The sequence below is a fragment of the Parendozoicomonas sp. 2304DJ65-17 genome (assembly GCF_058148445.1).
In genome coordinates this window covers 26,099-40,447 of the sequence record NZ_JBYVJV010000004.1, presented here as the reverse complement: position 1 = coordinate 40,447, position 14,349 = coordinate 26,099, and the positions used below count along the sequence as shown (strand labels likewise).

Here is a 14,349-nt window from a genome sequence, read left to right as displayed (position 1 = left end):
GAGAGTTGATTGCATGGATAAAAAAAAGGGCAGCCAGATGGCTGCCCGTTGTCATTAAACTGCCCACCTCATATACTCAGGAAGGTTGTCACGCTCGTCGAACTTGAATCCTCTTTCCTTAAGCTGCTTACGGGCCATCTTTCGATCAGAAGAAAACATGTTCATCCAGATTGCAGCGACAATATTGTTGAACTTGCTGGTGATCGCGGCATCCAGGTCTTTATTGTTTTTGCGACCTTTTTCAAATTCACGCTCAGTCAGCATGCCTTCTTCGCTGCACCAGCCCTTACCATAGGAGCTGTATACACTGGTTAGTACCTTTCTCATCGCAATGCTCATGGCATTGTTCATACGCTTTCTGGCCCATTTCACCATGTCGACGCGGGTCTCGCCCCAGGTATCCATCCATGCTGTGTGAGCGGGCTTGTAATACTGCTTCACCATGGAACCCATCATGCTCTGAGTCATAAAGTCTACCAGTGCATCTTGTAGTTCGACTTTGTTGCGAGGAAGCTTCTCTGTGCCCAGTCTGTGATACAGATTCTCGCTGTAACGCTCTTCCAGCGCCATCAGCCAGAAGATACGGCGCTCTTGATCCTGAGGAATAAGTAAGGTCTCAGCCTCAGGAAGCTTGGAAAGGATCTGTTCAACGGTGAGTGCGCCAAAATCTTTATTCTCAAGCCACTGCAGCATCTCGCGTTGCTGATCCAGGTTCTTTAAATCCTTTTGGGCTGTCTCATTGTTTGCCAGACTGCTTTGCAGCTCCTGACGCTTCTGGTCATGAGTGTCTTGCATCCACAGCATGACACGTTTGGCTCTGGCCAGTTTCAGCTCAGTAGAGTCTTTTATTTCCTTGGTTTGCCTTTCGATCCACTCCTGATCTGTTTCTGTCAGTTCCCAGTTTTCACGTTTGATCTGCTCCAGCTCAGCCTCAAGGCTCTGCAGCTCTTTTTGTTCCTGTTCGAGAATCTTCTTCTCTGAGTCACGGAATTTCTGCTCCTGCTCTTCAATCCACTTATTCCAGTGGCTCTTATACAGGTTGCGGTACCCGTGGGCTTTGGACATTTTCTCAATGCTGTTGTTGTAGCCAGATTCGCTCATGACCTTATCAACTTCTTTATCAATATCCGGTGTGCTTCGAGTAGCAATGCCCTCAACCAAGCCAGTCACGCGTTCGGCAAGACTCAATAATCCATTTTGATGGTTCAGACTGTCGGCACGGTACCAGGCCCAAAAGAGACAGCCACTCATAAAACCAAAGGAGGATAAGATGCCAAAGATTCCACCCGACAATATAGTAGCGGCTGAAAAACCAGCGGAAACAAGGGTCGGGCCAAATACCGACGCTACCTTCCAGGACTGCATAAGCAGGGGCGTGACGCTGTTTCGCTCTCTGCGCAAAAATTTGCCCAGAGCATCTTTAAAACCGTTAAACAGAGACTTGAACGGCTCCAGAATAACCGCGCGGGATATCACTGCAGGGATAGAGTGTTTGCTGGCAATATCTGCCAGTGCACTGCCGCAGCGCTGCATCATGCGCTGACGGGTATTAGCCACCGCCAGGCCGCTGGTCATAATATCCATGGCGTAGTTGCAGTCACGGACGGTTTTCTCATCCATGGTGTTCACATTCTTCACAATGCGGCTGTAAACCAACTTTGCTCCGGCAGAGGACCAGGTCCAGAACTGAGCCAGGAAATTTGTGCCATTCTGGTAAGTCTTGAAGGCAGCATCCAGCAGTGTTGGGAAATAAGGCGCGGCTTCCATCAGCTTGCAGATGGTCAGGATCTTTTTCACCGCAGCCAGCTCTTCGTCGGTCAGGTTGTCCAGGCTTACTGCTTCATGGTTCACATTTTCCAGGAAATGAGTTGTCGCTGCTTCAGCCCATACCCGGTTATGCAATTCGTCAAACATGGCGATAACAGGGGACGTACCTGATAGGGTGTTCAGGGCTACAGACTTAGCTTGAAGCAGGTTGCCGGCTAATCCACGGATAATTCTTGGGTTTTTCGCGCCAATGGCGGCTGCGGCTGTTAGCTCTTTCTGGAATGTTTTGGCCAGAACGGTCAGTCCGTCCTTGCCCATGTGGCTTGCGGCAACAGCAGCCTGTGAAGGACTGACTTTGCCCTGAATGAGATCTTTCAGTCCATAGACAACGTTAGTGCCAGCGGTGACTGTGTTACCAATGAGGTCCAGGCCGACGCTTGGCAGGCTACCCAGAAGGTCCATGGCTTCATTTCCGAAGGCATAACCTCCCTTAACAATTAAGGTTCTTTCCAGCTCCAGCTCTTGCAGAACGTGTTCTGTAGGGATTTCATTACCCTTGAGCATTTTGCTGCCAAGATTGGCAGCCTTTGCCCAATAGTCCATTTCATCGTCAAGATACGGCGCGTCAGGGCGCTCTGATTCCAGATAGCGGATGCGGGCACACAGCTTTTCAAACTCATCAGAGCCTTTGTTATGTTGAACCGTGCGAGCCTGAGCCAGTAAAGCGTCGATCTGGGTTTTGACCAGCTGGTCGCGACTCTTCATATGCTGGGTCAGTTCAACAGCGCCACATCCTGGCTGAACCTGACGGTATTTTTCCAGCTCTGTGATAGCCAGGTCGACCTTGGTGCCCGCGCTCTTGCCGCTGATGGCTTCCGCGGTCTGAGTCAGTTCGATATCAGAGTTCAGGTACCACACCTGCTCACCGTGCAGATGACCGGTTTGAATAGCGTGGTGACAGGGAAGAGCTTCCAGATGTTCAATTCTGGAGTCCAGTTTGGCCAGAGTCTGAACGGCTTCGGACATTCCCAGATTTTTAGCGATGGTTTTCGCATTTTTCAGGTCATTTTTATGACCGTCAATGGTATCTGACGCAAGTGGCTCATGAGTCTGGATTTGTTGTTCAATGGTTTGCACCAGATATTCGGTAATATCAGAAAGGTACTGGTGTTGAGCGCGTACAGCGATAATCTCTGCCAGCTCAGGAAGTTCTTCCATAACTTTCAGCAGCTCGTCGGAGTTTTTACCTGCCTCGTTAACCAGCTGCAGTTCCTGACGGAGTTTGTCCTGCTTGTCTGCGGGAACCAGGAAAATTTCATTTACCAGGAATTGATGGAACAGTTTAAATACAACATCCGGGCGCCTGCGTGCCAGTGTATCAATCAACAGCATTGGGTTTACGGCATCGTCAGGATGGGGGTAGTCATTTTGCTCCAGGGTATTCAGCAGAGCCTTGGCATTGCTATCGTGGTAACGGGAGGCTTCCTGTTGAGCGAAATTCACCAGATTACGGGCAAGACCGCTCGGATCAGATTTGATTTTTCCGTGGTTTTTGTGAGTGATCTGGCTAGGGTCAGCCAGCAGGTTCTCACCGTCAGTTTCCATAACTTCAGCTGGAAGAAGTCCCTCAAAAGCTTTGGCTAAAGGCGTAGCCAGAAGCTCTGTAATGCCGATAAAGCAAATGTTCAGTTTTTCCAGCCAGGAGTCCTTTTTACGGGACACTTCGTAGTCCCGAATACCTTCAATAACTTTCAGCAGGTTGTCTTCAGAAGGATTTTTTTCCAGTTCACTGAAATTATCGAGCAGGTCTTCAATTTTCTGGGGAGCATCGCCTTTGAAGGTAAACGAGTTCATATCGTCTTCAAGCACACTCAGACGGCAGCCAATCAAATCAATAGTGCCTTGCTGATCTCTGCGGAACTGCGCGGTAAGAATGTTCTGGCCGGGCAGGTCGCTAATGAACAGGGCTGGAGACATGCCGTTCAGATCTTTCTTGAGGCTTTCCTGTGTATCCAGAGCCTGTTCTGTGAGGGCGGTGACATCGTATTCATCCTCACCAATTTCATCTTCTTCGTCGGTTTCTTCAGCGCCAGCTGGCATAGATACAGGTTCCCAGGACTTACCGAGGAGAGATTGCTGGCTTGCTGGGATAGAGCGAAATTCATCTTCAACTTCCGTTGGAGGCGTTTGAGTTGAAGTCAGGGAGTGAAACTCCTCTTCATCATCAGTACTGGTGATACTGTACTGATCCAGAGATCTTTCTTGGGTGCTTTTGGCAGACAGATAAGGATCATCAGCCAGGCAGGTTAACCGCAGCCCTGTGGCTTTGGTAACGCTACTGCTAACGCTTTCATACAGGCTGCTCTGTGATGACAGGCTTCCCTGAGGGGTGGTATAGCTGGCGAGTGATGAAAGTAAGTCCATTTTCGTGCCTCCATGCACAGGGTTTAACCCTGAAAAAACGTCCGGTTACCACATATGACCGGCGTTTCCGGGGGAAGTTTCGAAAAAACTGGAGGATAAGACTATGGATGTATTCAAAAATGTGGCCTGGTTGGGGCTACATTTTAAGAAAAAACCGTACCAATAACAGTGGATTGCCTCTATGGGAGTCCATATAATCCGGCGCAGAATTCCCACCTCGACTGCAAGGAATCACCATGTATAAGCTGGCTCGCTCGCTATTGTTTCGCCTCACCCCTGAAACAGCTCACGATGTCACTATGGATTTTCTGGGAGCAGGCCAGCGCCTGGGATTGATTAAGAAGGTTATCCGCCCAGTCCCAGATGCTCCAGTTAAGGTGATGGGTATCGATTTCCCCAATCCTGTTGGTTTGGCTGCCGGTCTGGATAAAGATGGTGAATGTATCGGTGCTTTCGGTGATCTTGGTTTTGGGTTTGTGGAAGTTGGTACCGTGACCCCTCTGGCTCAACCCGGAAACCCCAAGCCCCGCCTGTTCCGGCTGGTAGAAAATGAAGCCATTATCAATCGTATGGGCTTCAACAATAAGGGTGTCGATCATCTGGTCGCCAATATCCGCAAGGCTAAGACTAAAGCTGTAATTGGCGTCAACATTGGTAAGAACAAGATTACTCCGGTTGAAAAGGCCAATGATGATTACATTGCCTGCCTGCAGAAGGTTTACCCTTGGGCCGGTTATGTCGCCGTTAACCTTTCTTCTCCCAATACTCCGGGATTGCGTGAACTCCAGTTTGGTGAACATCTCACATCTCTTCTCAAAGCACTGAAAGAAGAACAGACACGTCTGGCTGAAGAGCACCATCGCTATGTGCCTATCGCTATCAAACTGGCACCAGATATGACGGATGATGAATTGCGGGAAATTGCCGGCCAGCTGGTGGCCTGTGGCATGGACGGCGTTATTGCCACCAATACCACTCTTGAGCGTGATGCCGTCGCCGGCCATGAGTTTGCCCAGGAACAGGGCGGTTTGAGTGGTAAACCCCTCACCGGGCTGGCTACCGATAAAATCAAAGTTCTGGCTGAAGCCGTGGACGGAAAGATTCCGGTTATCGGCGTTGGTGGCATTATGAGCGCGGCGGACGCTGTAGAAAAAGTAAGAGCTGGCGCGAGTTTGGTACAGATTTACAGTGGCTTTATTTTCCGTGGCCCGGATCTGGTGGCGGAAGCGTCTGAAGCGGTAGCGGCTGAGCTGGCCAAGAAGGCTGACTAAAATCCAGATAAACAAAAGGCCCTGATAAAGTATCGGGGCCTTTTAAATACTGAACTCAGCGAGTGGCTGAGGATTTTTTCTTCAAGAGCCAAGTGTCTTCAAGAAGAGAAAAGGAGAGTTAGCAGTTAAAGCTGATGCTCATTAAGCTTGTGGATACCGGAAACGCCGGTGAAGCCTTCCACGTGGTCTGACCAACCTTCGCGCCAGCCATTCAGCCAGGCTTGACGTTGATCATTTTCGTTGGCATGTGGGCAGTTTTCATTTGGCCGCCCTTGTGCTCCCATCTGGTAGCCTTTGGCATAAGCCCGATCTGTCATGTCTCTTTTTTGTCTCTTCATTGCGAAGTAGCCTCCTTATTCGGATACAGCATTCCAGAAAGCTCGCCAGCTGACCGGAATTTATATGTCACGGAAAGGAACATCAGTCCAGTCCTCTAGTCTGGAGAACCTTTCCGGGTTGGGAGGGGATGTTTTCACATCACTACGACAGTAAGTTCTATCGGATTCCTGCCAATCTGTCGAGGAACGAATGGACATAGCGCTATAACTACTTAGTTTAAAACTCACTATGCAGGGGAAACTTTGCCAATAAATAACTGAAATCAAAAGATATTGACCGTTTGTCTGATAAGCATGGTAAAACACTGCTTTTGCACTACATCTCAGCTTTTCGGTCTTTATCTGTACCTGTGCGAGCGGTACGGCTCGTAATCCCCGATATAGACTGTACAATCGGCCAGATTTTTCGATCTGCTTCATGATCACTCTGTTTGAAGGTGACAATGTCCGATAACTACGAATTCTTTGCCTCCTGCCCGAAGGGCGTGGAAGGTCTGCTGGCCGAAGAACTGGCCGCCCTTGGTGGTGAGGATATTCGCCTGACTGTGGCCGGCTGCCATTTCAAGGGTGGTTTACAGGCCGCCTACCGCAGCTGTCTCTGGTCACGGCTGGCTAACCGTATTTTGCTGCATCTTCGCCAGATAGATGCGGAAGCCCGCGAGCTTCTCTATGACGGGGTTAAGGCCATTCCCTGGGAAGATCATTTCGAACCTGATACCACTTTGGCCATTACCTTCAATGGCACCAGTAAAGCTATAAATAACAGTCACTTCGGCGCGCTTGTTGTTAAAGATGCTATCTGTGATCGCCTGCGTGACAAAGCCGGTTTCCGTCCGGCGGTAAATAAAACTTCCCCGGATATTCGTGTTCATGTGCGCATGAGCCGTAACCGGGCAGATATCTCCTTGGATTTGTCTGGCGAGAGTTTGCACCGCCGTGGCTATCGTCTGGATACCGGTAAAGCGCCTTTGAAGGAGAACCTTGCCGCTGCACTGTTGATTCGATCTGGCTGGCCGCAAATGGCCAAAGAAGGCGCTGCGCTGGTTGATCCTCTGTGCGGTTCCGGCACCTTGCTGCTGGAAGGTGCGCTGATTGCTGCAGATATTGCACCGGGACTGCTGCGCCTTAACTACGGATTCCATAACTGGTCCGGCCATATTCCCAAGATCTGGCGAGAATTGCTGGAAGAAGCCCGTGAGCGCCGCACAGCGGGGCTGGAAAAACTGAACAACAGTTTTATTGGTTATGAAGGTGATGTTCGGGTTGTGCGTCAGGCTCACGATAACCTGCGTCGTGCCGGGCTTGAAAAGCGCATTCATATCGAAACCCGCGAACTGGCCAATGTTGAGGCTATTAAAAACACGTCTGGTCTGGTGATCTGTAACCCACCTTACGGTGAGCGTTTGGGGGATGAGTCCAGTCTTGTGTGGATGTACCAGCGTCTGGGTGAAACCTTCCGCAACTGCTTTGAGGGCTGGCAGGGAGCAATCATTACCAGCAATCCAACCCTGGCTCGCCGTATGGGATTGCGTGCCCGCAAAAATTACAGCTTCTTCAATGGTGCTCTGGAAGCCAAGCTGTTTACCTTTGATATTCAGCCTGAGTGGTATTACGGCTTCCATAAGCGCAATGAAGAGAGCAAAGCTCAAAATAGTGAACCTGCATCAGGAGAGCAGAAAGCTTCCCAGATTGCGGTAAAGCCAGCGGCTGAAATCAGCCTGGGTAAAGGCGCGGAGATGTTCGCAAATCGTCTGCGTAAGAACCTGAAAACATTGCAGAAATGGGCCCGTAAAAACGAAGTGGAGTGCTATCGGGTTTACGATGCCGATATGCCTGAGTACGCGGTTGCTATTGATATCTACAAAGATCAGGTGTTGGTGCAGGAATACCGTGCACCGGCGTCCGTCGATGAGCAGAAAGCGGAAGAGCGTCTCCATGATGTGTTACAGGCTATTCCTACAGTGCTTCCGGTCAAGACCGAACAGATTGCCCTGAAACAGCGTCGCCGACAGGCTGGCAAAAACCAGTACCGGAAGATGGGAGATCAGCAGCAACGTTTTGAGGTAACCGAAGGTGGCTGCCGTTTCCTGGTGAATTTAAAGGATTACCTGGATACCGGACTGTTCCTTGATCATCGTCCAATGCGTCTGCGTATTCAAAAGGAAGCTAAAGGCAAACGTTTCCTTAACCTGTTTTGCTATACCGGTGCGGCAACTGTGCATGCGGCGGCTGGTGGAGCCAGCCAGACCACCAGTGTTGATCTCTCTAAGACTTATCTGGAATGGGCGCGGCAGAATCTCTCCCTGAATGGTTTTAGTGATCGCCATAAGCTGGAAAACGCTGACTGCATCAAATGGCTGAAAGGTTGTAAGGACACTTATGACTTGGTCTTTATTGATCCGCCAACATTCTCCAACTCGAAGAAAATGCGGGATGTCTTTGATATTCAAGAAGAACACAAAGATATGTTGAAGCGGGCTATGGGACTTTTGGCCCGTGATGGCGTGCTGTACTTCTCCAATAACTTCCGCAAATTCCGTATGGATGAAGAGCTGACTGAGTTGTTTAAGGTTGAGGAGATCTCTGCTCAAACCATTGATCAGGACTTTAAGCGCAATCAGAAGATTCACCGTTGCTGGAAGCTGACGCACCGGCATTGAGTTTTGTCTGTGTGATGACTAAGGAGGCCTTGTGCCTCCTTTTTTGATGCTGGTTTTCAAGGGCTGGCCGCCGATATTCCTGATAAGTTTCAGGAATATTAATCATGAGAATGCCCCAACCCTTAGTTCGACTTAAAAACAGCTTCCTAAGTGCGGTTGAACACCGTAAACCAAATGGGCGAACGGATAAGGCGAATATTCTTTCGAGACTTGCTGAAAAACTTCTCCCCAAGGCCTGGGCGGATAAATTGTTGGGGCAGCGCTCAGTGGCTGTTGTTGAAGAGCATGAACTGAAAACTTTTATGAGCAACCAGCCTGTTGAGCTGGATGTCCTTTCGCCAACCCCGGAGCAACTTCAAAGGCTCACAGCCGATGTAGAACAATTTGCCGCTGCTATATCCGGTGATAACGCATTTCTGATTATTGATGCGCTGAATCAGGTGCTCCACTCTTTAAACGCATGCTGTGAAGACGCAGAAGTATCACAAGAGCAGCTAAAGGATTTACTCAGCAAGATTATTGATGATGTCTACACAAAGGCTTCAAAAAGTGAAAGGAAAGTTATGCTCAAAGCCCTGGGTAAGCCGGGCACGGAAATGTCCTATCTGATGGGGATATTAAAGGCTCACTGCATGTTTAATTCTGGAAATCGTCATATCCACAGTGTTTTTCAGGTGGGAAACATGTTGTGTGCCGGGCTGGTGAAAACAGCCCGTAAACATTCTGCTGGCCCTATTTTTGATTTGCGGGTTCAATCTATAGCCAATGATTTGGTGGAGGGGCGACAAAGTGTTGTTAGCGCTCAGTCGTTTCGCGCAATGTATAAGCGCACGCTATCAACAATACCTCCATCAGGATTGGACAAGCTTCCGTTGCCAGAATCTCATTCCAGGCCAATGCCATGGGCTGAGCTTGCACGCCCGGCTTTGAGCCAGTACCCGGTAGCTCCAGAGAAGCCAGCAGAAGCGCAATTTTATAAAAGTGCTCAGTCTTACCTGAATGCCATGGCAGAGAATAACAGTGATGCTCTGGTTCTGGGCTGTTATTGCCTTGTTCGGGATGCCTACGCTTTAGCCGCAGTTCTTAAACCAGATGATCGGTTGGGGACTGGGGAGATTTCAGAGTTGGTAACTCCTTTTATTGTTCGGGCAGTAGAGAGATTGCCCGAAGATAAAAGGCAGCAGCTGCAACAAGGATTGCAAGCACCAGGTTCACAGCTTGCCAAAGCCCTGGCCTCTGTCAGCCTCGCTATGGAGTGGTATCCAGTAGAACTCGGAGAATCCAATCCCATGGCTCAACAGGCGGCACTGGCCGGACCGCCGATGATCAGTGAATTTGTTACATCTCTTGTACCGGAAAGAGCGAAAGCCTTTCAGGATGAAGTCACCCAAATAGCCGATATGACCAGCAAAGGGGAGGGTGGTGAACAAGAGCTTACGCCCGCAGGTATTCACCGAACACTGGGTTTGCTGAAAGTGGCAGAGACAGCTCTGTAGAGATTAAACGCTGGCTATCTCCTCTGGAGTGAGTTCACGCCACTCTCCAGGTTCCAGTGCTTCATCCAGTTCGATATGCCCAACCTGCTCCCTGTGCAGGGCAATGACCCGGTTACCCAGCGCGGCAAACATTCTTTTCACCTGATGATATTTGCCCTCGGTAATAGTCAGCAGAATCTCTGTATCAGAAATACGTTCCAGTTTGGCGGGCAGAACTGGCTTGGCTTCGCTTTTCAGTTGAATACCTTCCGCGAGTTTTGCTTCCGCTGTTTCTACTAGGGATTCTGCCAGCCAGACACGGTAGCGTTTACCACAGGCTTTACGGGGGGAAGTAATGCGGTGTCCCCATTGCCCGTCACTGGTGATCAGGGTTAAGCCAGTTGTGTCCGCATCCAGTCTACCGGCTATTTGCAGGGTTTCTGCTTTCGGCAGGTCAATCAGGGTGAGAACAGATGGGTAGTCTGCTTCGCCAACATTGGAACAGACTGTGTCGGCAGGTTTATTCAGCATGATGTAGCGGTCGCTGACATGATACAGCCGCTCCCCCAGCAGGTGAACTTCACAGTCTTCGTTCACTTTAAAGCCAGAGTTTTTAACCACAACACCATCGCAGGTGATATCTCCCCGGTGCAAAGCCTTCTTGGCATTGGCGCGGCTGAGCTCGGTGCATTCGCTGATATAACGATCCAAACGCATAATTAGTGAACTTACTGGTAACGAATTTAGCTGCAGGATTATGGAGTGGGCAAAGCAAGACCGCCAGAGTAAAGTTATACCCGCACAATTAGTGGGCATATTCAGGTATGAAAATTGCCTTTGATTAGTGCCTTTTTCTTAAATGGTTCCTTTGTGGTGCGAATGGAGTGATAGCAATTCACCTTGATGTACGGACAGAGTGCCTGAGCCAGAGAGGTTTGAGAGAGTTTAAGGCAGGTTTTGGAGTGGACACTGTTTTCCTGTAAGTGATAGCAGTTCCTGAATTCCATGTCGCGGTGACCCTTAGGGGTGCGGACAAGAACAATAAAGCACTCCTTTGGTGCAATAAAGCAGTAATAACAACCAGTAGGCAGATTTATGGAACACATGAACAGCGCTGTAGAATCCCTTTTACAGGGGACGAATACACTTTTCATATTGCTCGGAGCCATTATGGTTCTGGCAATGCATGCGGGTTTCGCATTTCTTGAAGTGGGTACGGTGCGCCTGAAAAACCAGGTGAACGCACTATCCAAAATTATCAGTGACTTCGGTGTGTCTACACTGGCTTACTTCTTTATTGGTTATCAGATTTCCTACGGCGTGAGCTTTTATTCCGGTGCCGAGGAGCTGGTTACCGGGCAAGGTTATGAGCTGGTGAAGTTCTTCTTCCTGCTGACCTTTGCTGCGGCGATTCCTGCCATTGTTTCTGGTGGTATTGCCGAACGGGCGAAATTTTACCCTCAGCTGCTGGCAACGTTCCTGATCGTTGCTTTCCTTTACCCATTGTTTGAAGGCATGGTGTGGAATGGCAACTTTGGCTTCCAGGCTTTCCTGGAAGAACAGTTTGGCCTGCCATTCCGTGATTTTGCCGGTTCTATTGTTGTTCACGCTGTTGGTGGCTGGATAGCATTGGGTGCGGTATTGCTGCTGGGTAAGCGTCAGGGTCGCTACCGTAATGGCAAGCTGGTGGCTTTCGCGCCTTCCAATATTCCTTTCCTCGCTTTGGGCTCTTGGATTCTGACCGTAGGCTGGTTTGGCTTTAACGTGATGTCTGCCCAGACCGTTGACAGTATCAGTGGTCTGGTCGCTGTGAACTCTCTGATGGCAATGGTTGGCGGAACTCTCGCTGCACTGGTGGTTGGTCGTAACGACCCCGGCTTTATTCATAACGGACCGTTGGCTGGTCTGGTAGCTATCTGTGCTGGCTCCGATATTGTGCACCCGATTGGTGCGCTGGTGATTGGTCTGGTGGCTGGTGCCTTGTTTGTCTGGGCATTTACCACTACTCAGAACAAATGGAAGATTGATGATGTTTTGGGTGTATGGCCACTTCATGGTCTTTGTGGTGCCTGGGGTGGTATTGCAGCTGGTATCTTCGGTCTGCAAGCGCTGGGCGGTATGGGCGAAGTATCCTTTATGTCCCAGTTGGTAGGAACTGTTGCTGGTGTGGCTATCGCTGGTATTGGTGGTTTTGTGACCTATGGCATTATTAAGGTTGTATTTGGTCTGCGTCTTTCTGAAGAGGAAGAGTTTGAGGGAGCTGATCTTTCCATTCATAAGATCGGTGCTGTTAACGAAGACTAATCCCTTCATCTGTAAAAACGGCCTTGGTCATTCTGGCTAAGGCCGTTTTTATTTGTGCTTTAAATCACTCTCTAAACTAATTAGAAGCGGCTGTGATTTCTTTCTGCCAGTTTCCCCCTTCTCTGGCATAATGTTTTCTTTTTTCGTCCCGGGGACATTCAACAGGAGATCGAATGTTCAAACCCCTGCCGTTTTTTATTGGCTTGCGCTATACGCGGGCTAAACGTCGGAATCACTTTATTTCGTTTATTTCTGCCATGTCCATGGCTGGCCTTGTGCTGGGTGTGATGGTGCTGATTGTTGTGTTGTCGGTTATGAACGGCTTTGACCGTGAACTGCGTCAACGTATTTTGGGTATGGTACCCCATGCCACTATTTCTGCCGCACAGGGGGAACTGACAGGTTGGCAGGATTTAAAGAAAACGGTTCAGGCTATCCCCGGTATTGAAGCCTCCGCTCCTTATATTGAAGGACAGGGCATGATGACCGCCCGGGGACAGGTCAAAGGTGCCATGATTTATGGCATTGATCCTGGGCTGGAAGATACGGTTTCCATTCTCCCACAGCATATGGTGGCTGGCAGCCTGAATGATCTTGAGGCTGGTGAGTTTCGCATTGTTTTGGGGGAGTTGCTGGCTCGTTCTCTTGGGATTTCTGTTGGGGATATGGTTACTGTTGTGTTGCCGGATGCCTCCGTGAATCCTGCCGGTGTATTTCCTCGAATGAAGCGTTTTCGGGTTTCTGGATTGTTTGCAGTGGGGGCGGATTTAGATGCTTCCCTGGCTTATATTAATATTGCCGATGCCGCCCGCTTTATGCGCTACCAGAGTGGGGTTGAAGGGCTGCGGTTACGAATGACTGATCTGTTTGATGCGCCTCGTCTTGCCTGGGAAGCCGCTATGCAGTTGCCGGGTCGTTATTACGTGAATGACTGGACTCGAACCCAGGGGCGGTTGTTCCAGGCTATTCAAATGGAAAAAACCATGGTCGGGTTGTTGTTATCCCTGATTGTGGCGGTGGCCGCCTTTAATATTGTTGCCACATTGGTGATGGTAGTGACCGATAAACAGGCCGATATTGCCATTCTGCGTACCTTTGGTGCTCGCCCAGGAACCATTATGAGTATTTTTATGGTTCAGGGTTCTGTGATTGGCGTTGTCGGCACCTGTCTGGGTACAGTGCTTGGTGTTATTGCTGCTCTTAATGTGGCCTCTGTCGTTGGCTTTATTGAAAGAGTTATGGGGATCTCTTTCCTAAGTGCTGACGTTTACTTTATCAGTGACCTGCCTTCTCAATTGTTGTGGTCGGATGTTGTTACTGTCTGTACTGCCAGTCTTGGTTTGAGCTTTCTGGCGACTCTTTATCCTTCCTGGCGTGCTGCCAGAATTCAGCCAGCAGAGGCTTTGCGCTATGAATGATTCCAGGGATGTTGTGCTGTCATGTCAAGCGCTGGTCAAAGCTTATGATGAAGGGCCGGAAAAACTCACGGTTTTAAGCGGTATTAATGTTGAGATTTTCCGTGGTGAGCGGGTTGCTATTGTTGGCAGTTCCGGTTCCGGTAAAACCACTTTGCTGAATATGTTGGCGGGTTTGGATAAGGCTTCGTCTGGCTCTGTTGCCATTTGCGGTAATGATATGGCGTCGATGAGTGATAACGAACGGGGTGAGCTTCGGAATCGTTATCTTGGCTTTGTTTATCAGTTCCATCATTTGCTGCCGGAGTTTACCGCTCTGGAAAATGCCGCGATGCCCTTGCTGATAAGAAAAGGTACCAGCGTTGCTGAAGCCAGAAAGAAGGCAGAAGAGCTGCTGGTAAGAGTAGGGCTTGAACAGCGTCTTCATCATAAACCTGCTGAACTATCTGGTGGCGAGCGGCAAAGGGTGGCAATTGCCCGGGCGCTTGTGACCCAGCCAGCGCTGGTGTTGATGGATGAGCCAACTGGCAACCTCGATATTCATACGGCAGACCGTATTCATCAGCTAATGCTGGAACTGGCAGAACAGGTTGATACGGCTTTTGTTGTGGTTACCCATGATCCTGATCTGGCAGGAAAAATGAGTCGGGTTCTGAAACTGGTGGATGGGCAGTTGTTGGAAGATTAACTCTTTA

Annotated in this window: 9 protein-coding genes; 6 read left to right on the top strand and 3 right to left on the bottom strand. The window is 49.6% G+C overall.

The window, feature by feature from the left end; genetic code table 11:
• Positions 1 to 54: 54 nt before the first annotated feature.
• The gene (locus ACY2RR_RS12240; protein ID WP_490108432.1) at positions 55 to 4,191 is read right to left on the bottom strand and encodes a hypothetical protein; all 4,137 of its coding nucleotides are present in this window, start codon (positions 4,189 to 4,191) and stop codon (positions 55 to 57) included.
• A 236-nt stretch (positions 4,192 to 4,427) separates the two neighbouring features.
• On the opposite strand from ACY2RR_RS12240, the gene ACY2RR_RS12235 reads away from it, so the two are divergent.
• Positions 4,428 to 5,462, top strand: coding sequence for a quinone-dependent dihydroorotate dehydrogenase (locus ACY2RR_RS12235; RefSeq protein ID WP_490108431.1), 1,035 nt, complete (start codon positions 4,428 to 4,430; stop codon positions 5,460 to 5,462).
• Positions 5,463 to 5,587: 125 nt separating this feature from the next.
• On the opposite strand, the gene rmf is transcribed toward ACY2RR_RS12235, so the two are convergent.
• A complete protein-coding gene (gene rmf / locus ACY2RR_RS12230) occupies positions 5,588 to 5,800 on the bottom strand; it encodes a ribosome modulation factor (protein ID WP_281646196.1) in 213 nt (70 codons plus the stop codon).
• 443 nt (positions 5,801 to 6,243) lie between these two features.
• Between rmf and rlmKL the strand changes: the two genes are divergently transcribed.
• Both rlmKL and ACY2RR_RS12220 read left to right on the top strand, forming a co-directional pair.
• Positions 6,244 to 8,460 (top strand): bifunctional 23S rRNA (guanine(2069)-N(7))-methyltransferase RlmK/23S rRNA (guanine(2445)-N(2))-methyltransferase RlmL, encoded by a 2,217-nt coding sequence (rlmKL, locus tag ACY2RR_RS12225; RefSeq protein ID WP_490108430.1) that lies wholly within the window; start codon positions 6,244 to 6,246, stop codon positions 8,458 to 8,460.
• A gap of 104 nt (positions 8,461 to 8,564) precedes the next feature.
• Positions 8,565 to 9,956 carry a hypothetical protein gene (locus ACY2RR_RS12220; RefSeq protein WP_490108429.1) on the top strand — a complete coding sequence of 464 codons (1,392 nt, stop codon included), beginning with the start codon at positions 8,565 to 8,567 and terminating at the stop codon, positions 9,954 to 9,956.
• Positions 9,957 to 9,959: 3 nt separating this feature from the next.
• On the opposite strand, the gene ACY2RR_RS12215 is transcribed toward ACY2RR_RS12220, so the two are convergent.
• On the bottom strand, positions 9,960 to 10,652 hold the full coding sequence (locus ACY2RR_RS12215) for a pseudouridine synthase (protein WP_490108428.1): 693 nt from the start codon (positions 10,650 to 10,652) through the stop codon (positions 9,960 to 9,962).
• A gap of 378 nt (positions 10,653 to 11,030) precedes the next feature.
• Here ACY2RR_RS12215 and ACY2RR_RS12210 point away from each other — a divergent pair, with 378 nt between their 5' ends.
• From ACY2RR_RS12210 to lolD, 3 genes are all read left to right on the top strand, one after another.
• Complete coding sequence (locus ACY2RR_RS12210) at positions 11,031 to 12,239, top strand: ammonium transporter (RefSeq protein WP_490108427.1); 1,209 nt, start codon at positions 11,031 to 11,033, stop codon at positions 12,237 to 12,239.
• Between the two features lie 173 nt (positions 12,240 to 12,412).
• Positions 12,413 to 13,657, top strand: a complete 1,245-nt coding sequence (locus tag ACY2RR_RS12205) for a lipoprotein-releasing ABC transporter permease subunit (RefSeq protein WP_490108426.1) — start codon at positions 12,413 to 12,415, stop codon at positions 13,655 to 13,657.
• Positions 13,650 to 14,342 (top strand): lipoprotein-releasing ABC transporter ATP-binding protein LolD, encoded by a 693-nt coding sequence (gene lolD / locus ACY2RR_RS12200; RefSeq protein ID WP_490108425.1) that lies wholly within the window; start codon positions 13,650 to 13,652, stop codon positions 14,340 to 14,342. Before ACY2RR_RS12205 ends, lolD begins: the two co-directional genes overlap by 8 nt.
• Positions 14,343 to 14,349: the final 7 nt, after the last annotated feature.

Coding starts and splice junctions, on each gene's coding strand:
- ACY2RR_RS12240 (WP_490108432.1), bottom strand. CDS start 4,191: ATGGACTTACTTTCATCACTCGCCAGCTATACCACCCCTCAGGGAAGC.
- ACY2RR_RS12235 (WP_490108431.1), top strand. CDS start 4,428: ATGTATAAGCTGGCTCGCTCGCTATTGTTTCGCCTCACCCCTGAAACA.
- rmf (WP_281646196.1), bottom strand. CDS start 5,800: ATGAAGAGACAAAAAAGAGACATGACAGATCGGGCTTATGCCAAAGGC.
- rlmKL (WP_490108430.1), top strand. CDS start 6,244: ATGTCCGATAACTACGAATTCTTTGCCTCCTGCCCGAAGGGCGTGGAA.
- ACY2RR_RS12220 (WP_490108429.1), top strand. CDS start 8,565: ATGAGAATGCCCCAACCCTTAGTTCGACTTAAAAACAGCTTCCTAAGT.
- ACY2RR_RS12215 (WP_490108428.1), bottom strand. CDS start 10,652: ATGCGTTTGGATCGTTATATCAGCGAATGCACCGAGCTCAGCCGCGCC.
- ACY2RR_RS12210 (WP_490108427.1), top strand. CDS start 11,031: ATGGAACACATGAACAGCGCTGTAGAATCCCTTTTACAGGGGACGAAT.
- ACY2RR_RS12205 (WP_490108426.1), top strand. CDS start 12,413: ATGTTCAAACCCCTGCCGTTTTTTATTGGCTTGCGCTATACGCGGGCT.
- lolD (WP_490108425.1), top strand. CDS start 13,650: ATGAATGATTCCAGGGATGTTGTGCTGTCATGTCAAGCGCTGGTCAAA.